Source organism: Altererythrobacter sp. H2 (assembly GCF_035319885.1).
GTDB lineage: Bacteria > Pseudomonadota > Alphaproteobacteria > Sphingomonadales > Sphingomonadaceae > 34-65-8.
The window spans coordinates 213,088-231,204 of sequence record NZ_CP141285.1 but is presented as its reverse complement, the minus strand read 5'-3'; the positions used below and the strand labels follow the sequence as shown (position 1 = coordinate 231,204).

Annotated in this window: 19 protein-coding genes; 8 read left to right on the top strand and 11 right to left on the bottom strand. The window is 65.3% G+C overall.

What is annotated here, in order from left to right:
* Positions 1-20 precede the first annotated feature (20 nt).
* Genes U4960_RS01125 through U4960_RS01105 form a run of 5 tightly spaced genes read left to right on the top strand, consistent with a single transcriptional unit; the run spans position 21 to position 3,577 of the window.
* Entirely contained in the window at positions 21-1,001 is a 981-nt protein-coding gene (locus U4960_RS01125) for a thiamine pyrophosphate-dependent dehydrogenase E1 component subunit alpha (protein ID WP_324261779.1), read from the top strand.
* Entirely contained in the window at positions 1,001-1,987 is a 987-nt protein-coding gene (locus U4960_RS01120; RefSeq protein ID WP_324261778.1) for an alpha-ketoacid dehydrogenase subunit beta, read from the top strand. The genes U4960_RS01125 and U4960_RS01120 overlap by 1 nt, the downstream gene beginning before the upstream one ends.
* 3 nt (positions 1,988-1,990) lie before the next feature.
* Positions 1,991-2,221 carry a lipoyl domain-containing protein gene (locus U4960_RS01115; protein WP_324261777.1) on the top strand — a complete coding sequence of 77 codons (231 nt, stop codon included), beginning with the start codon at positions 1,991-1,993 and terminating at the stop codon, positions 2,219-2,221.
* Positions 2,218-2,643, top strand: a complete 426-nt coding sequence (locus U4960_RS01110; protein ID WP_324261776.1) for a nuclear transport factor 2 family protein — start codon at positions 2,218-2,220, stop codon at positions 2,641-2,643. Before U4960_RS01115 ends, U4960_RS01110 begins: the two co-directional genes overlap by 4 nt.
* A 13-nt stretch (positions 2,644-2,656) precedes the next feature.
* Entirely contained in the window at positions 2,657-3,577 is a 921-nt protein-coding gene (locus U4960_RS01105; protein WP_324261775.1) for an SDR family oxidoreductase, read from the top strand.
* 394 nt (positions 3,578-3,971) lie between these two features.
* Here the strand turns inward: U4960_RS01105 and U4960_RS01100 are convergent, their stop codons facing one another.
* Entirely contained in the window at positions 3,972-4,643 is a 672-nt protein-coding gene (locus U4960_RS01100; RefSeq protein WP_324261774.1) for an NADPH-dependent F420 reductase, read from the bottom strand.
* Between the two features lie 89 nt (positions 4,644-4,732).
* Complete coding sequence (locus U4960_RS01095) at positions 4,733-5,182, bottom strand: Rrf2 family transcriptional regulator (protein ID WP_324261773.1); 450 nt, start codon at positions 5,180-5,182, stop codon at positions 4,733-4,735.
* A 180-nt stretch (positions 5,183-5,362) separates the two neighbouring features.
* Between U4960_RS01095 and U4960_RS01090 the strand changes: the two genes are divergently transcribed.
* Positions 5,363-6,271: a LysR family transcriptional regulator gene (locus U4960_RS01090; protein ID WP_324261772.1), complete on the top strand. Its 909-nt coding sequence runs from the start codon at positions 5,363-5,365 to the stop codon at positions 6,269-6,271.
* Between the two features lie 255 nt (positions 6,272-6,526).
* Here U4960_RS01090 and U4960_RS01085 read toward each other — a convergent pair whose 3' ends face one another.
* The 3 genes from U4960_RS01085 to U4960_RS01075 all read right to left on the bottom strand — a co-directional run bounded on the left by U4960_RS01085 (position 6,527) and on the right by U4960_RS01075 (position 9,627).
* A complete protein-coding gene (locus U4960_RS01085; RefSeq protein ID WP_324261771.1) occupies positions 6,527-7,324 on the bottom strand; it encodes a sugar phosphate isomerase/epimerase family protein in 798 nt (265 codons plus the stop codon).
* 100 nt (positions 7,325-7,424) lie between these two features.
* Complete coding sequence (locus U4960_RS01080; protein WP_324261770.1) at positions 7,425-8,195, bottom strand: SDR family NAD(P)-dependent oxidoreductase; 771 nt, start codon at positions 8,193-8,195, stop codon at positions 7,425-7,427.
* A 1-nt stretch (position 8,196) separates the two neighbouring features.
* The gene (locus U4960_RS01075) at positions 8,197-9,627 is read right to left on the bottom strand and encodes an aromatic ring-hydroxylating oxygenase subunit alpha (RefSeq protein ID WP_324261769.1); all 1,431 of its coding nucleotides are present in this window, start codon (positions 9,625-9,627) and stop codon (positions 8,197-8,199) included.
* Between the two features lie 97 nt (positions 9,628-9,724).
* Here U4960_RS01075 and U4960_RS01070 point away from each other — a divergent pair, with 97 nt between their 5' ends.
* On the top strand, positions 9,725-10,276 hold the full coding sequence (locus U4960_RS01070) for a VOC family protein (RefSeq protein ID WP_324261768.1): 552 nt from the start codon (positions 9,725-9,727) through the stop codon (positions 10,274-10,276).
* 140 nt (positions 10,277-10,416) lie between these two features.
* Here the strand turns inward: U4960_RS01070 and U4960_RS01065 are convergent, their stop codons facing one another.
* Positions 10,417-11,226 carry a helix-turn-helix transcriptional regulator gene (locus tag U4960_RS01065; protein WP_324261767.1) on the bottom strand — a complete coding sequence of 270 codons (810 nt, stop codon included), beginning with the start codon at positions 11,224-11,226 and terminating at the stop codon, positions 10,417-10,419.
* Positions 11,227-11,359: 133 nt separating this feature from the next.
* Between U4960_RS01065 and U4960_RS01060 the strand changes: the two genes are divergently transcribed.
* Positions 11,360-12,988 (top strand): AMP-binding protein, encoded by a 1,629-nt coding sequence (locus U4960_RS01060; protein WP_324261766.1) that lies wholly within the window; start codon positions 11,360-11,362, stop codon positions 12,986-12,988.
* A 168-nt stretch (positions 12,989-13,156) separates the two neighbouring features.
* On the opposite strand, the gene U4960_RS01055 is transcribed toward U4960_RS01060, so the two are convergent.
* From U4960_RS01055 to U4960_RS01035, 5 genes are all read right to left on the bottom strand, one after another.
* The gene (locus U4960_RS01055; RefSeq protein WP_324261765.1) at positions 13,157-14,068 is read right to left on the bottom strand and encodes an SDR family oxidoreductase; all 912 of its coding nucleotides are present in this window, start codon (positions 14,066-14,068) and stop codon (positions 13,157-13,159) included.
* 126 nt (positions 14,069-14,194) lie between these two features.
* On the bottom strand, positions 14,195-15,403 hold the full coding sequence (locus tag U4960_RS01050) for an acyl-CoA dehydrogenase family protein (protein ID WP_324261764.1): 1,209 nt from the start codon (positions 15,401-15,403) through the stop codon (positions 14,195-14,197).
* A gap of 4 nt (positions 15,404-15,407) precedes the next feature.
* Positions 15,408-16,184 carry a ThuA domain-containing protein gene (locus tag U4960_RS01045; protein ID WP_324261763.1) on the bottom strand — a complete coding sequence of 259 codons (777 nt, stop codon included), beginning with the start codon at positions 16,182-16,184 and terminating at the stop codon, positions 15,408-15,410.
* Positions 16,185-16,189: 5 nt separating this feature from the next.
* A complete protein-coding gene (locus U4960_RS01040) occupies positions 16,190-16,951 on the bottom strand; it encodes an SDR family NAD(P)-dependent oxidoreductase (RefSeq protein WP_324261762.1) in 762 nt (253 codons plus the stop codon).
* A 19-nt stretch (positions 16,952-16,970) separates the two neighbouring features.
* On the bottom strand, positions 16,971-18,116 hold the full coding sequence (locus tag U4960_RS01035; protein ID WP_324261761.1) for a thiolase family protein: 1,146 nt from the start codon (positions 18,114-18,116) through the stop codon (positions 16,971-16,973).
* Position 18,117 lies beyond the last annotated feature (1 nt).

Here is an 18,117-nt window from a genome sequence, read left to right as displayed (position 1 = left end):
AACAAGGCAGGAAACTCCCCATGGCCGCAAATGCCAAAGAGATCGACCGCGACAAGCTGCTCGACATCTACACCCGCACGATGAAAGTGAACCGGACGGACGAAAAATTCCGTGCCCTGCTGATGCAGGGCAAGGTCGCGGTGATGTATTACTGCGTACGCGGGCAGGAACTGGTCTCCGCCGCGGCGATGGCCGCGCTTGAGAAGGACGACTACGTCGTGTGCACCTATCGCGGGCAGGGCGAGCAGACCGCCAAGGGCATCCCGATCGAGAAGTGGTGGGGCGAATGCCTCGGCAAGGCGACCGGCACCTGCAAGGGCAAGGGCGGGACCATGCACATCACCGATCCGGAAACCGGGATCATGGTGACGACCGGAGTGGTCGGCTCCGGTCTCCCAATCGCCAACGGCCTGGCCATGGCGAGCCAGAACAACGGTGACGGGCGCGTAACGCTGGTCAGCTTCGGCGACGGCGCGGCCAATATCGGCGGCTTCCACGAAGCGATGAACATGGCCCAGCTGTACAAGCTGCCGGTGGTGTTCCTGTGCCAGAACAACCGCTACGGCGAGCATACCGCCTATGCCGATCACACCGACAGCCCCAACATCGCCAGCCGCGCCGCCGGGTACGGGATGCCGGGGGTGACGGTGGACGGGAACAATGTCCACGAAGTCTACCCAGCGGTGAAGGAAGCGGTTGACCGCGCCCGCCGGGGTGAAGGGCCCAGCCTTGTCGAAGCTATGTGCTACCGCATGATGGGCCACTTCTTCGGCTCGGACTTCTCCTACATGCCACCCGAGCATCTGGCCGAGATGGCGGCGGAAGACCCGCTGCCCAAGCTGCGCAAGGTCATGCTGGAGCACCAGTTCACCGAAGAAGAGCTCGACAGCATCGTCGATGGCATCAACGCCGAGATTGACGCGGCGGTGGAGCATGCGCTGGCCGCGCCGCTGCCGGATGTGAGCGAGATCTACAAAGACGTGCTGGAGGAGGTGAACTGATGGCCGAAATTACCATGACTCAGGCCCTCAACCTCGCCATCGACGAGGCCATGGCCGACGATCCGGGCGTGTTCTGCCTCGGTGAAGATGTCGCCGCCAAGCAGGGCGGCGGGGTGTTCAAGATTACCTCGGGCCTCAGCGAGAAATATGGCGAAAATCGCATCCGCGCGACCCCGATTTCGGAAACCGCGATCATTGGCGCGGCGGTTGGCGCTGCGCTCGCCGGGCAGCGCCCGATTGCCGAGATCATGCTGATGAACTTCGTCGGTGTGTGCATGGACCAGATCGTCAACCACGCGGCCAAGCTGCGCTTCATGAGCGGCGGGCAGACCCCGTGCCCGATCGTGATCCGCACCACCACCGGGGTCGGGGTCGGCTTCGGCGGGCAGCATTCGGACATGCTGGAGGCGTGGTTCGCCCACGTCGCGGGCATCCACGTGGTCACGCCGAGCAATGCGGCGGACGCGCGCGGGTTGATGCGCGCCAGCATCGATGCCAACGATCCGGTGATCTTCATCGAGAACATCCTGTGCTACGGCCTCAAGTCCGAAGACCCGGGCCCGGGCTACCGCGTGCCGCTGGGCAAGGCGGCGGTTGCGCGCGAGGGCAGCGACATTTCGATCATCACCTATGGCCGCACCGTGCTCGATGCGCTCAGCGTGGCCGCCGACCTCGAGAAGGAAGGTATCAGCGTCGAGGTGATCGACCTGCGCACCATCGCGCCTTACGACGAGGCGACGGTGCTGGCCTCGGTCCGCAAGACCGGCCGTGCGCTCACTCTGCATGAAGCGGTTCGCCCGTTCGGCACCGGGGCCGAACTCGCCGCCAATATCCAGGAAAAGTGCTGGGACAGCCTCAAGGGCCCGGTCCGGCGGATCGGCGGCACCTTTTCCGCCGTGCCCTTCGCCAGCCATCTGGAGCAGGCCTGGATCCCGAACAAGGCGGATATCGTCGCCCAGATCAAGGCGAGTGTGGGGAAAGACTGAGCGATGGCCGAGGAAATCCGCATCCCCAAGCTGGGCATGAGCGCGCAGGAAATGACGCTGGTCGAATGGATGTTCGGCGATGGCGAACAGGTCAGTGCGGGCGAGGTGCTCTACACTGTGGAAACTGACAAGACGACCGTGGAGGTGCAGGCCCAGGCCAGCGGCACGCTGCGCCCGACGGGTGAGGAAGGCCATGTCTACAAGGTGGGTGACCTGATCGGCGTTATCGAATGATGTCGTCCTCAAGTAGTGAAACCGTAGGACAACTAGGACGCAAACCGGCCGAACTTCTGGCCGATATCTACCGGCTCGCCGGCCAGCGGGACTGGGATGCGGTCGCCGAGCGGCTGCATCCCGAGATCGTGATCTACGAGGCAGAATCGCTGCCGTTCGCCGGCGAGTGGAAGGGCCGGGACGCGCTCCAGCGCCTGTCTGCCGCTATGTACGGCACCTGGGCTGACGCCAAGGTGGAGATCCACGAGATCATCGGCGGTGAAACCTACGCTGCGGTGATCCTCAGCTTGACCATGACGTCGAAGAAGACCGGGCGGACCTTCACCCAGACGCTGAGCGAAGTCGGCAAGTTCGAGGACGGGCTGCTGCGGGAACACCGCATCCACTATTTCGACAGCGCGGAAATCGCCGCGGAAGCCTGAGCGGGACACGCCGATGACAATAGAGAAAGTCTGCGTCCTGGGCGCACCGGCCGACCAGGGCCAACCGCTCGTCGCGGCGCTGCTGCGGGCCGGGTTTTCGGTCACCGCCGGGGTGCGGCGCGCGGGCGCCATGGCAGGCACGCCGTTCCCCGACCTGCCGACCGTCCATGCCGACATTACCGACGCCGACGCCATGGCGGTCGCCTTTGCCGGGCAGGATGCGGCGGCATTCCACCTGCCGTTCGAGTTCGACCGGGACCGTGCCGCCAGTTTTGGCGGAGCTATCGCCGAGGGTGCCAGCCGGGCGGGGCTGAAGAAGATCGTGTTCAACACCGCCTGTTTCGTGGCGAATCACGACCTCGCACTGTCTGCCCATGACGGGCGGCGCGACATCGAGGCGGCGCTGGAAGCAACCGGCATCCCGTGCGTGTTCATCGAGCCGGTGGTGTTCATGGACAATATGTACCGCGCCTGGACCCGCCCGCTGATCATGCGCGAGGGGGTGTTCGCCTATCCGGCCGGGCCGGGGCTGACGATCAGCTGGGTCTGCCTGGAGGACGTGGCGCAGGCGATGACCCGTGCATTGCAGACTGATCGCGCTGACGGGCAGCACGTACCGCTGGGCGGGCCCGAAGCGCTGGTAGGCGACGAGGTTGCGGAGCGGCTGAGCGAAGCTCTTGCCCGGCCGATCCGGTTCGAGAGCCTCAAGCCGGAGGAATTCGCCAGCCGGATGAGCGTGCTGGTGACCGGATCGCCTGAAGTGCCCGAAGGCAGCGTCTACAACGGCATGGCGAAGTTCTACGCCTGGTACAACGCGCAGGCCACCTCGCCGCTGTTGGTCGACCCGCAGGCCGCGCGCGATCTGTTGGGGGTGGAGCCGACCAGCCTGATCGACTGGGCGCGGAGCAAGGACTGGGACGCGCCCTACTCCTGATCAGCAAGGCCCAGCCAGGACGCGGCACCGGGTGACAAAGGTGACACGGTGTCACCTTCGCCGGACGGGCATTTATCATGTAACGTCAATTTGATAGACGCCGGTGTGGCTGGCGGACACTGCCGGGGCAAGCGCGAGAACAGCGCCTGTGCGCCATCTGCGCGGTGGAGCGATGTCACGATGGGAAAGAGCGAATTGGCCGCTTAGTCGACCGGGCGCGTGTAGGAAATGCCGATCCGCTTGCGAGCGCGAGACAGGGCTGTGCACATGGCGGATGTTGGGTGGTTTCCTGAATGGCGGCTTCCTTCGCTGGATTTCCGATCCGTGCCGCCAGATTGATCTCTTTGAGACGGTTGCTGGCCCGCCGATCCGTATGGAGCGGCGGGCCGGCACGTCAGATGCGCACGAAATTGTGCATGGCGAGCGCACCGAAGGGGAGCGATGCGAGCGGCCCGCCAACGTCGAGCGTGCCGAGATCGATCGCTACGAAGCCGATGGCTTCAAGGATCGCGCGGACCTGCGCCTTGGCGTCGGTATTGTCGCCCGAGTAGAACAGGACGCGTTGGCCGCCTGCGGTCTTCGGCTCGGGCAGCACGTTGACGTCGAGATGGTTGAACGCCTTCACCACACGGGCGCCCGGCACGAGTCCGGCAACCACCGCGCTGGAATGGGTACCACCCAGATCAACGGCCTTGATGCCATAGGCGGCGAGGGGATTGGTCGGATCGCTGGCTTCCGGCGAGCCCGATTCGAGGAACAGAACGGGGTTCGTGCCGTCGATCACAATGCGGTTGTCCCAGGCGGGAAGATCGCCCAGCACATCTTCGAGCGCGACCCAGGGCATTGCCAGCAGGACCATGTCGGCGCTCGCCGCCTCGGCGACAGTGCCGGCGGTGATGGTCTCGCCCAGTTCCTCGACCAGCGCGGCGAGCGAGGCCGGTCCGCGCTTGTTGGCGATGATGGCCGTCATGCCGACCTTGGCAAGCGCGCGGGCGACGTTGGAGCCGAGAGCGCCCGATCCGATGATACCGATAGTCATGTCATATTTCCTTTGAATGTGGGGCAAGGAGACGCCAGTCGGCAGCGCCCCATGGGCTAACCGGACCGAAACTGAAGAGTGAATGTGTAAGTGAGGTGCCTACATTTATAGGCAAATCAGGCCCACTTGAGCGGGATCGTGAACTTGCCCAGACGAGCGACCTCTGCCGCCACGTCGGCGATGGTTACTTGGGCAAGCTCTGCCTCCATCGCCGCCATGGCCCGATCCAGAACGGGCCGCAGCGCGTCCTGTATGTTGCTGCCAACCGCGCACCGATCCATCGGTTGCAGGCGATGCAGCGTGAACAATCTGGTGTCTTCGACCGCCTTGTAAACGTCGAGCAGCCGGATGCGGGCGGCAGGCTTTGCCAGCAAGGCACCGCCGCCAGCGCCCAATTGCGATGTCGTCAGCCCGGCCTGGTGCAAACGGGACAGCAAGCCGCGGATAACGACCGCGCTCGTGCTGGCTGACCCTGCAAGGTCAGCCGAGCGCATCGGCGTGCCGTCGCTCACAGCCATTGCGGCAAGGGCGTGAACGGTAACGACAAAGCGGGAACTGGTGGGCACGGCGGCAATCCTTCAATGGTGTGTAGCAATCACGCTGACACTTAGGGGCGATGATGCGGTCTGTTCGGGCTTCGCCCCGGGACCGTCCCGACCTGGTGGAGAGGAAATGCCACGCTTGCGGTGACAGGCAAAGCCTCTATTATCCGATCGCATCCATCGCATTTCCCGATGGGAGGGGCTTTGTCGATCGACGCAGTATCACTCGGACAATTGCGCGCGTTCATCGCCGTGGTGGACGAAGGCAGCTTTTCGTCAGCCGCGCGGGCACTGCGGCGTACGCAGCCGGCGGTCAGCGAATCCATCGCCAATCTCGAAGCGCAATTGTCGGTGGTGCTGTTCGACCGGACCAATCGCTATCCCCGGCTCACGCCAGAAGGCGCTGTCCTGATCGCCGACGCCCGCAAGGTGGTAACGGCGCTCGATGAATTGCGCGCTCGAGCCAAGGGCATTTCGGGCGGGTTGGAGCCGGAACTGATCGCTGTCGTCGATGTGTTCGTGCCGATCGACTTGGTCGCCGATGTGGCTGAGCAATTCGGCACCGCGTTTCCCTCCACCCCGCTGCGCCTTTATGTCGAGGCGCTCGGTTCGGCGGTGCAGCCCGTGCTGGAAGGTCGGGCGGGGTTCGGCATTGTCGGGTCGCTGCCGGTGCTGCCGCCAGGACTGACCGCCGAACGCGTAGCGGAGGTGAAGGTGCTGATGGTGGCGGCGGCCAACCACCCGCTCAGCCAATACAGGGGTGTCATCCCGGCTGAGGAGCTGGTGCGACATACCCAGCTTGTCCTGACCGACCGTTCGCACCTTTCAGACGGACAGCAGTTTGGGGTGATGGCAGATTCGACATGGCGGCTTGCCGATCTGGCGACCAAGCACGCCTTCCTGCTGCGCGGCCTCGGCTGGGGCGGCATGCCTTATCACATAGTGAAGCAGGAACTTGAGGACGGACGCCTGACGGAATTGTCCATCCAGAACGTCCCGCCCGGCGGAGCGACGCTCACCATGTCAGCGGTCTACAGGACAGCCGAACCGCCGGGCCCGGCCGGCCGCTGGATGATCGAGCGGCTCAAGCACTGCGCGCAGAATGGGGAGTAAGCCCCAGTCATCGGGCTGGCCGATGCGTACGATCGATCCTTCTCGCGCCTCGTCGCCCACAGCGCCAGCAAAGCGGCAGTGGAACGGGGCGAGAAACGGATCGTGGCGCTAAGCCAGCGGCTGCCGGCAGCGCAGTTCTGGCCTTACCCCGGCGTTCCGCGGCTGATCGGCGGATCTTGATCCGCGAATTCCGGTATGGGGTCGCGACCGGATCGCCTGTCTTGGCCGAAAATCCGGCCTAGCCGACCAGGCCTGCTAACCTCGGCCCTCCAGCCAGGCCCGGCTTGTCCGCGCCACTTCGCGGGCGCGGGCGTTGAGGTCGGGGAAGGCGTCGCGCAGGGTGGCGGAGCGTTCCTCGACGGCCAGCGGGAGGTGATCGGGCAGGGCATCGAGCATCGCGCCCACCGCCAGCCCGCCGTGGCCGAGCGGCATCCGGCGGTTGATCGCATCGTCGATGATCGCGTCGAAGTTCGACAGATCCGGCGGGGCGGCGGGGGCGTCGCATGGCTGGCAATAGCTCAGCCATTCGCGCGGGATGGCGGCCAGGTCCGCCGCCGTGCCGCCCGAGCGGGACCAGTGCAGGGTATCGACCAGCAGTGCCTTGGCTGCGCCCTCGACCTGTTCAAGGATCGCGCGTGCGGCGTGGATCGTCTTCACTTCGGTGAACAGCCCGAATTCGAGATTGATCCGCACCCCGGTGCCCTTGGCCCGGTCGACCATCGCCTGAAACTTGGCGACGGTCGCGGCAGCATCGGGGTCGCTGGAAACGCACAGCAGGTTGGCCGCGCCGAGCTCGGCAGCGATGTCCACCAGTTCGGTCAGCCACGGGTCGGGCGGCCCAGGCGTGATCCATGCGACTTCGAGGTCGAGCAGGGTGACGCCGGCCTCACCGCATTGCCGCCGCACCGCGCGGGTGGTGGCGGGGGTCCAGCTGTCGCGCTCGGCCCACATCCCGCCCATGTCGAACCCGCCATAGGCCGCCGCCTCGACCAGCTGCGCCGGGGTCGCTTCAGGCAGCACCCCGGCCGCGAGCGAGAGGGCGCGACGGGTCATTTGGAACGGTTACCGGAACGCAGGGAACGGCAACCGTGACCAAGCCCGCGCGGCGTCTGAGCGTGCTTTTCCGATTGCGTCAGCAACGGCGGAAAACGCATCATAACGTTTGGCCATCATCCAGCACGAAGTCGGCCCCGGTCACGAATTCGGCTGCGTCGGAGCACAGGAACAGCAGCATGGCATCGAGCCCTTCCTGCCCCATCAGGCGCTTGCGCGGCCAGCGGGCGACCTGCGCCTTCCCGGGGTCGGTGTCGAACCATGCGTCGTTGATCGCGGTGCGGATATAGCCGGGGGAAATGGTGTTGATGCAGATGCCCTTGCGGGCCCACTCGCGCGCGAGGCTCTTGGCAGCCTGGACCACGCCCGCCTTGCTGGCGCTGTAGGCGACCAGACCGGGCGAGGCTTCGAACGCAGTGATCGAGGCGATCAGCACGATCCGGCCGCCCTTGCGCCCGTCAGCGCCCACGCCTGCCGCCATCATCCGCCTGGCGCCCTCGCGCGCGGTCAGGATCGCGCCCTTGAGGTTGACGTTGAGGGTGTGCTCGATCTCGTCCTCGGGCATTTCGGTGGCAAGGCCCGCCCCGTCGATCCCGGCATTGGCGATCACGGTGTCGACCACCGTGCCGAATGCGGCTTCGGCGGCATCATAGCCCGCGATCACGTCAGCCTCGCGCGCCACGTCCATCTGCACGGCGGCGGCGCTCGGTCCGATCCGCTGCGCCAGTGCCTCGAGCCGGTCGGCCCGGCGCGCGGCGAGCGCAACCTTCGCGCCCGAGGCGGCGAGGATGCGGCCGAACCGCTCCCCCAGCCCGGAGGATGCCCCGGTAACCAGCGCGGTGCGGCCGGTCAGGTCGAACGAAAACCCCACCTCAGGCCGGCAGTTCGCCGTTGATGTACTTCATCAGCGTGGTCTGGAAGTGGCGCACCCGGCTGTCCTGGTACTTGCCCAGCTCCATCAGCCCCTGCTTCATCGTCTTCATGCCCGTCTGCACATGCGGCAGGTTGGCCATGTCCTGATCGAACACGTTCGCCAGCGCAGCGCCCATCTTGTCGGTCGCCCAGCTGAATGGCTCGTCATCGGGGATGGTGGTGCATTCGACCGAGCGCGGCCGCGGCTCGCCCTTGGGCGTGGGGAACAGCAGGCGGATTTCCATCGTGCACCAGTCCGGCGTGTCACCTGGCAGCCAGCGATAGACCAGCGTCGGCAGGTAGCCGATCCAGGGGCTGAAGTTGGGGAAGATGTTGTAGGTGAAGTTATCGAGGATCTCGGTGTCCGAAGCGTCGGAATAGTCGTAGCCGTATTGCTGCGCGAACCCCTTGCGCCCGGCTTCGGCCAGTACCTTGCGCGCCATCAGCGGGTCATCGGCGTCGATATCGTCGGGCAGTTCGGTTGCGTTGAAGCGGCGGTTGGTGCTGGCGTCGCTGCCGCCGGAGAACTCGTTCATCTTCTCCAGCACATACATCTGGTCCTTGCCCTTCATGTGGGGGGACAGGACGCCTGACGGCGTGATCGCGCGGTTGAAGTTGTCACCGATCAGGTCGTAGCGGGTGTTGGCATCGCCCAGGAACGGCAGCAGCTGCGGGTGGGTGGTGACTGAGTGCCAGGCTTCCATGAAGGCCTCCGCTGTCGCCTTCCAGTTGGCCGGGATCCGCTTCTTCACCCACATGCCGGTATAGCGGTTCTCGAAATCGTAGCGGTCATAATGCGAGGCGGGCGAGCCGAGCCATTCGGCAAAGTCGGGCAGGGTTTCATTCTCCGTGATCATCACGAAGCCCTGCCACACGTTCACCCGCACTTCGGGCAGGCTCATGTCCTTGTCTTCAAGGTGCTTGAAATCCCAGGCACAGGGGATTTCCTTCAAGGACCCGTCGTTGTTCCAGGTGAAGCCGTGGAAGTTGCAGCGCAGGTTGGGTGTCTTGCCGCCTTTGGTCCGCAGCTTGCGCCCGCGGTGGAGGCAGGCGTTGTAGAACGCGCGCACCGCGCCATCCTGCTGGCGCACCAGCAGGAACGACTTGTCGTTGATCTCGAACACCACGGTGTCACCCGGTTCGGGCATTTCATCCACGCGGGCCGCGAACAGCCAGACATTGGGCCACATCCGCTCTCGTTCCAGGCGGGCGAAGTCTTCGCTGATATAGGGCTCGACCGACAGCGGGTCGGTCGGCATGTCGGGATGGGTTTCCTCGAACAGATAGTCGGGCGCACGCCGGGTGTCGCCTTCGAGCATGTCGGTATAGCTCATCCCCGGGCAGCGGTCCGCCCGCTGACCATCCGGTGCGATGTTGCTGATCTCGTTCATGGCCGGGTGCCTCTCCTCGCAATTTACGCAGTGTTATGGGGCAAACCTATCGCACATCGTGGGCCGCGCATCCTAGCGTATCTGTGAGGAATTCAAGATGGGCCTGCCCAAGTCGTTCTCCGCCCTCGGTCCGATCATGCAGCTGGCGTGGGTGCCGGAGGATTTCGACGCCGCGCTGAAACACTGGACCGAAGTCATGGGAGTGGGTCCGTTCTATCTGATCGAAGGCATTCATCTCGACGGAATGAAATACCGGGGGCAGCCGACCGATGCGGTGTTCGATCTCGCGCTCGCCTATTGGGGCGACATGCAGATCGAATTGATCCGCCCGCGTGACGAGCACCCGTCTATCTATCGCGGCGAATATGGCTCAACCGGCAACGGGCTGCACCATGTCTGCCTGCTGGTTGACGATATCGCCGGGGCCTATGCGGCCTGCGAGGCTCACGGGGCAGAGATCGTGATCGAAGGGTCATTCGGGGGGAAGAAGGTTATCTATGCCGATCCGGGGGCCAAGAACGGGAGAGGCGGCCCGGGCACTCTGGTCGAAGTGCTGGAACGCTCGACCGAAGGGCCGGACTTGTTCGCGATCATCAAGGCTGCGAGCGAGAACTGGGACGGTAGCGATCCGGTGCGGCGGTTCGGGTAATCGGTTTGTGATGCCCGTACGCCACCCGGCGTGCGAAATCCTCGCTCATATGACCTGAAGGTCGCGACGCTGCGGGCGGAAGGTCGCCCTTGCGGACCACATGTGGCCCGGTGCCGGCAAACCAGGCGAGATGCTCGCCGCTAAGCCGACGCGCCCAGATAGCCCAGCTGGCCCGCCTTGAAGATGGTCTGCGCACGGTTGACCGAGTCCAGTTTCTCGCCCGCGCGGTGGATGTGGTAACGGATCGTGGCATGGCTCCGGCTCAGGATCATGCTGATTTCCTTGTCGGTCTTGCCGATTGCCGCCCAGCGCAGGCACTCGACTTCGCGCTTGGACAGGACGCAGTCCGACGGGATCCGCCGTTTGGTGCGGTTGGCTTGGACATAGCCGGCCACGAACCGGCGGGTCAGCTGCGAGAACAGCGATCCGTGGAGTGCGAATTCCTCGGTCAGGTCTTCCTTGTCGCGGTCCATGCTGATGAAGCTGTTGGCGGAAATCTGCCCGAACGGCAGGTGCACCGGCACCACGATGGCGGCCTTGCACAGTGCGCGCTTCTCGAAATCGTGCAGGTCGATTTCTTCCAGATAGACGTTGCGCCAGCGGGTGTTGAACCCGTGGCGGTTGACCCAGAACGGCTCGCTTTCATACCGGCAGGCGCGCGGCAGCGGCGAATAGAGCGCCAGCCTGTGATCTTCCCACCAGCGCGCCCCATCGTCGAGCCAGCGGAAGATGTCGGCATTGAGCACCGTGCCATCGGCATCGAGCATCGGTTCCTTGGAGGAAATGTCGTCGCACATGGCGACCTGCATCCCGCGTTCCTGTGCCACGCGGGCCATGACCAGCGCGGCGTCATGGATATCCTCGGGGCACCGGATGGTGACCTGCTCGAGCAACTGGTCGAGCTGTTCCCGGCCGTGAGGGGTGCGAAGTTCGATGACATTGCCCGCCATGCAACAAAAGCTCCCGGTAAGTGCGATTCGGACAACACTCTATCACGCTCAGGGGTGCGACCCCCTGTTATTTTGCGTAGGGGAAGGGGGGGATGGGCGCGGCTAGCCACCGCCCGAGGCAAGGGAGAAAGCGATGACCTGGCAGGGCGAGAATTTCGGTTTTGCGTTGAAAGCGCTGGCGCAGGCCATCCCCGCTGACCGCCCGGCACTGCTGCACGGCGATCGGTTGGTGACCTGGTGCGAGCTCGATGCGCTGACGGATCGGATCGCCGCCGGCCTTGCCGCGCGCGGGCTGAAACCGGGCGATGCCGCCGGGCAGATGCTGCGCAACGGGCCGGACTACATGCTGGCCTATTTCGGCTGCGCCAAGGCGGGCGTGATCCCGGTTAACGTGAATTACCACTACAAGGAGCGCGAACTGGCGGACATCTTCGCCCGCTTCGGCCTGAAGGCGCTATTCGTGGAAAGCGAGTTTGCCGGGCGCGCTGCCCAGGCGATGCCGGAAGGTGCGCTGGAGCCGATCGTGGCCGACCCCGCCGATGCCGGATGGCAGGCGCTGTGCGCCACCCCGCTGCCCGCCGGGTTTGCCGTCCACCGCGATCCCGATGCCCTGTTCTACACCGCGACCGGCGGCACCACGGGGATGCCCAAGGCGGTGATGTGGCCGCACGGCGCGGCCTGGCAGGCGTTCGGGGTGGGAACATGGATGCGGGCACCGGGAGAGCCGCCGTTCATCACGCCCTCGCTCGCAAGCCATGTGGCCGAAGCCGCGAAAATCGGCCCGGACCATCCCGCCAGCAGCGCGCCCCTGCTGCTGCTCAGCCCGCTGATGCACGGGGCGGGGCAGTTTGCGGCGGTGATCCACCTGCTCAAGGGCGGGACGCTGGCGACCCTGCCGGCAAAGAGCTTCGATGCCGATCTGGCGATTGATGCAGTGCGGCAGCACGGCGCGCGCTCGATCTCGTTTGTCGGCGATGCTTTCGCCCTGCCGCTGGCCGAAGCATTGGAGAAACGCGCCGACGGGCCGCAAGCGATGGTGAGCGTGCGACAGATCACCTCCTCGGGCGCGGTGTTCTCGCTCGCCAACAAGCAGCGGTTGCTGGCGGTCCATCCGGCGATGATGATCGTCGACGCGCTCGGATCGAGTGAGAGCGCGGGCACGGCAGTGGTGGTCACCACGGTCCAGGGATCGAGCGGGGGCGGCAAGTTCGCCGCCATTCCCGGCCGCGAGACCAGGCTGTTCGACGAGAATCTGGCGGAAGTGCCGCAGGGCAGTGACGGGGTGGGGATCGTCGCCCGCTCCGGCCCCCTGCCACTGGGTTATCTCGGCGAGGATGAAAAGAATGCCCAGACCTTCCCGGTAATCGGCGGCAAGCGCTGGCTGATGACCGGCGATCGTGCGCGCTGGGGCGCGGACGGGACAATGGAGTTCATCGGGCGGGACAACATGTGCATCAACACCGGCGGCGAGAAAGTCTTCCCCGAGGAAGTGGAAGCGGTGCTGCAGGAGCATCCCGGTGTGCACGACGTGCGGGTTGTCGGCGTGCCCGATGCGCGCTTCGGCCGCAGGATTGCGGCAGTGGTGCAGCCTGAAGCGGACGCGCCGGACCTGGAGGCGCAGCTTGATGCCCGCGCCCGCGCTGGCCTGGCCGGATACAAAGTGCCGCGGCTCTATGTGTTCACCGCGCAGTCGCTGCGGCTCAACAACGGCAAGCCTGACTACAAGACGGCGCAGGCGCTGGCGGAAGCGGCGGCGGGGTAGCCTCGGGCAACGCTAATCGACGTGGGAAAGGTTGGCGGGACAGCCAACAACTTCCAAGATCAGGCTAAAATCGCGGGAATACGTCACCCCGGATCAGGTCCGGGGTGACGAAGGTGTTGAGTAAGGGTTCAAGCTCGCGCGCGCGCCAGGCCAGGCCTCAGCGCTCCCTCACCCCGTGGCGCGTTCGGCCTTGTCCTTGGCGTTGGTGCCCTTGATCATCGCGCGCAGGCCTTCCCATTCGGCGTCGCCGAGGCCCTGCAGCGTGCTCCAGAAGGTGCCGCCGGTGGCCTGGTAGCCCGCGCCGTCGATGGCGATGGTCTGGCCGTTCACATATTCTGCCCCCGGCCCCATCAGGAACACCGCCAGATTGGCCAGTTCGTGCATTTCGCCGTGGCGGCCCATCGGGTTGATCTCGTTGTTCGAATTGCCCCCGCGCCCGCCGGGCGAAAGCCGCGCGCTCATCCCCTTGGTCGGGAACAGGCCCGGGGCAATGGCATTGAAGCGCATGTTGTAGCGCCCCCATTCGACCGCGAGGGACTGGGTCATGGTGTTGATCGCGCTTTTCGACATGGCCGAAGGCAGCACGAAGGCCGAGCCGTTCCACACCCAGGTGGTGAGGATCGAGATCACGTTCAGGCGGCCCTTCTCGGCAATGATTCGCTTGCCGATATTGTGGGTGACGTAGAACGTGCCGCGAAACACGATGTCGGCAATCGCGTTGAAGCCATTGACGGAAAGATCCTCGGTCCGGCTGATGAAGTTTCCGGCCGCATTGTTGACCAGCCCGGTCAGCGGCCCGTCCTGCCAGATCGCATTGATCATCGTATCGATGGCCTCGGCATCGCGGATGTCGCAGGCCAGCGGAATTACCTTGCCGCCCGAGGCACCGGCGTGCGCCGTGATCAGTTCCTGCGCGGTTTCCTCCAGCTTGTTCAGCCGCCGCCCGCAGATGTAGACCGTGGCACCGAGTTCGAGGAACGCCTCGGCCATTTCCCGGCCCAGCCCGGTGCCGCCGCCCGTCACCAGGATGCGCTCGTTCGCCATCAGGCCGTCACGGAACATGAGCTTCGATATGTCCATTGTCATTCCTTCTCAGATCGTCATTGCGAGCCGCCGCCGGCGGCGCGGCAGGTCAGCGCGGAGTGCGCAACGGCTCTGGATTGCCGCGTCGTTTCACTCCTCGCAATGACGAGGTTTGGCCAGCTTTCACAGCCCCAGCACGGTCTTGGCGATAATGTTCTTCTGCACTTCGTTCGAGCCGCCGAAAATGGTCGAGGCGCGGTTGTTGAGATAGTTGCCCATTGCCACCTGGGCCATCTCGCTGCCGACCGGCTCGGGCGCCTCGTTCCCGTAGAGCGGGCGCTCGGCCGGAAGTTGCAGCGCGTCGTAGCCGAGCAGTTCGAGCCGCAGGGTATCGACCGCCTGGCCGATGTTGGCGCCCAGCAGCTTGGTCAGCGAGGTCTGCGGCCCGGGCGCGCGGCCCTTGGCCAGTTCGGCCAGGATGCGCAGCTCGGTCACTTCGAGCGCTTCAGCCTCCAGCCGGGTGCGGGCCAGCCGGTCACGGAAACGAGCATCGTGCGCAATTGCGCCGTTGACGCCGGAGGGTTGTTCCTGGGCCAGCCGCTCAAGCTCGGCGATGTGCTGGAGCAGACGCGGGGCAAAGCATGATCCGCCGCGCTCGTTTTCCAGCAGGAACTTGGCGATGGTCCAGCCCTGGCCTTCTTCGCCAATGCGATTCGACACATGGGTGCGGGCATCGGTGAAAAACACCTGGTTGACCTCGTGGTCACCGCTCATCGACAGGATCGGAGAAATCTCCACCCCCGGCTGGTTCATTTCCAGCAGCAGGAAAGTGATGCCCTGCTGCTTCTTGACGTCCGGGTTGGTTCGCACCAGCGCGAAGATCCAGTCGGCGTGGTGCGCGTGGGTGGTCCAGATCTTCGATCCGTTGACCACGTATTCGTCGCCTTCCAGCCGCGCGGCGGTGCGCAGCGAGGCGAGGTCTGACCCGCTGCCTGGCTCGGAATAGCCCTGGCACCAGTAATCCTCGCCCGACAGGATGCGCGGCAGGAAGCGCGCCTTCTGCTCGGGCGTACCGAAGGCGCAGATCACCGGGCCGACCAGCCGCAGGCCGAGAATGGAAATGCCGGGCGCGCCCGCCAGCGCGCATTCCTTCTCGAAGATGAACTTCTGCGTGGGGCTCCAGCCGGTGCCGCCATCTTCCTTGGGCCAGTGATAGGCAACCCAGCCCTTGCGGTAGAGAATCCGGTGCCATTCCATCCCGATATCGGGCTCGACAAACACGCCGGGCGTGCGCCGTGCGCCTTCCTTCAGCCGTTCGGGCAGGTTGTCGGCCAGAAAGGCGCGCACTTCCTCGCGGAAGGCCAGGTCTTCGGCGGAAAATTCCATATCCATCGGTTCAGGCTCCTTCCCGCCCGCTGTCCTGGCCGTCGTCCCTCATCGCCCAGGTTATCCCGCGCCGCAACAGGTCGTAGTAGACATCGTAGTTCCACGCACACAGTTCCTTGTGCGGGTAGAAATCGGCCATGCCGGGCAGGTCGTAGTGGCCGCGACAATGGCCCAGCGCATTGTACGAGATGCGGCCCCTGCCGATATCGCGGGTGTAGAGCAGCGGCACTACCGTCTTGTCCCACTTCTCCGCGGTGAAGCCGGTCGCCTTGCCTTCGAAGGTGGTCTGCATCAGCGTGTGGATCGGCGCGGTGGTGTAGGACAGGTAGAGCTCGTCGACGATCTCGAAGTCGTCGATCCCGCGGGTGAACTCGTGGTCACGGTCGACCACCTCGACTTTGAACGGGCCGATCGGCGGGTGGGCCTTGAACTGGGTGCCGAGCATTTCCATCACGTCGGGCCGGTCATCGGGGCAGTCGACCCCGCCTTCGGTGAACACCAGGATCGAATTGGTGCCGTGCAGCGCCAGCCACTTGCCGCCCTTTTCCAGCCAGGCCCTGATCTGCTGCGCCTGTTCCGCTGTGGGCACCAGGTCGCAGGTGTAGGTGACGAGGAATCGGCAGGCATCGAGCCGCTCCAGCCCGGAATAGTCCGCCGCCACCGTGGTGCGAATCTGCGGATGCTCCATCAGCAGCTTGAGCACCTCCAGCCGGGCATAGTCGATGTCGTGATACTTGCCCGCAGCAACGAAGTGCGCGTCGATGCGGGTGGCGGGTTGGCTGCCCATGCTCATCAACTCCTGATCGATCCGCCGCCGTCGACGGTGAAGTCGACCCCGGTGGTGAAACTGGCCTCGTCGGAGGCAAGGAAGACGACCGCCCGGGCCACTTCTTCGGGTTCGCCGATGCGGTTCATCGGGTGGGTCGCGGCAAAGTTCGTCTCGATGTTCTCCGGCGTGTCGGCACCGGAGTATTTGTAGCGGTCATACATCGGCGTGCGGATTGCGCCAGGGTGGACCATGTTGGCCCTGATCGGCACGCCGCGCGCCGCGCAATCGAGCGCTATCGAGCGGGTCAGCCCGACCAGTCCTGCCTTGGAGGCGCTGTAGGCGGCGACGAAGGCGGCCGGGCGGATCGCGATCATCGAGCCGATGTTGACAATCGCGCAGGCCTCGCCGCTCGCTTCCATCGCCGGGATGGCCGCGCGGCAACCGTAGAACGGGCCGTTGAGGTTGATGTCGACGGTGCGGTGCCACACGTCGAGTGTGCCATCGACCACGTTGCCCGGCTCGGAAATTCCGGCAATGTTGCACAGCACCGTCAGCTTGCCGAAACGCGCCACCGTGGCGGCGACCGCCGCCTCCCACTGGCCGAATTCGCGCACGTCGAGCTGGAAGGCATCGGCATGATCGCCCAGTTCCGCCGCCAGCGCGCGGGCCTTGCCCAGTTGCAGGTCACACAGCATCACGCTGCCGCCTTCGGCGACGATCAGCCGCGCCACCGCAGCACCGATACCCTCGGCCCCGCCGCTGACCAGCGCAACCTTTCCGCTCATGCGCCCCATATTGCCCGCCTTACCTTTGCAGAATCGCGACCGCGCTCATGCCCGGTGCGCCGTAGACGTGGCTGTAAGCGGTCTTCGCGCCCGCCACCTGCCGCTCGCCGCAGCGGCCCCGCAGCTGCTGCACGTTCTCGTAGACCTGGCGCAGGCCAGAGGCGCCGATCGGCTCCCCGCAGGCGATGCAGCCACCATCGGTGTTGATCGGCAGCCTGCCGCCGATTTGCGACCAGCCATTGGCGAGCCACTCTTCCTGCTCGCCGTCCCGGCAGAAACCGTTCTCGGCCATGTGCATGATCTCGGCGCCGCTTTCGGTGTCCTGCAATTGGGCGACGTCAATTTCGTCCGGGCCGATCCCTGCACCCTCGAACGCGGCCTTGCTGGCCAGGACAGTCGGCTTGCCGCCCTCGCGCACGCTGACCCCGGCCTGGAACACCTCGAAGCTGTCTGGCGGACGGGTCTTGACCGCGATCTTTGCCACTTTGACGCCATCCGCGCCCAGCTGCCGCATCTTTGTCTCGCTGGCTAGGATCAGTGCAACCCCGCCTTCGCTGGGGGAGCAGAACATGTACTTGGTCAGCGGATCGTTGACCATCGGGGCGTTGAGGATCGTCTCCAGATCGACTTCGCTGCGGCGCCAGGCATGCGGCGTCATGGTGCCGTTGCGGAACGCCTTTTCCGCCACCCGGCCCAGGGTGGTGCGGGAAATGCCGTGCAGCTGCATGTAGCGCTGGATCTTCAGCGCGAAGAACTGCGTGGTCAGCATCATGCCGGTCTGGCCGTACCACTCGGGCAGGCCATAGTCCTTCGGATGGGCGTTGAACGCGCCGCGCGGATGCTTGTCGAACCCGACCGCCAGCGCCAGGTCATAGGCCCCGCTGGCAATCGCCTGCTGCGCCGCCGCGACCGAGCTGCCCCCGGTGGCGCAGCCGTTGGCGACATTGGTGAACGGCAGGCTGGTCAGACCCAGCTCGTTGACCATGATGTCGGCATTGCCCGCTGCTGCGCTGCCGCCATAGGCGCATTCGATGTCGGGCCAGTCCAGCCCGGCATCGGCCAGTGCCTCGCGCACGGCATAGACCCCCTGCTCGCGGCCTGACCGGCCGTCTGTGCGCCCGAAGGGGTGGATCCCGGCGCCGATGATGTAGACATTCTCGCCCATG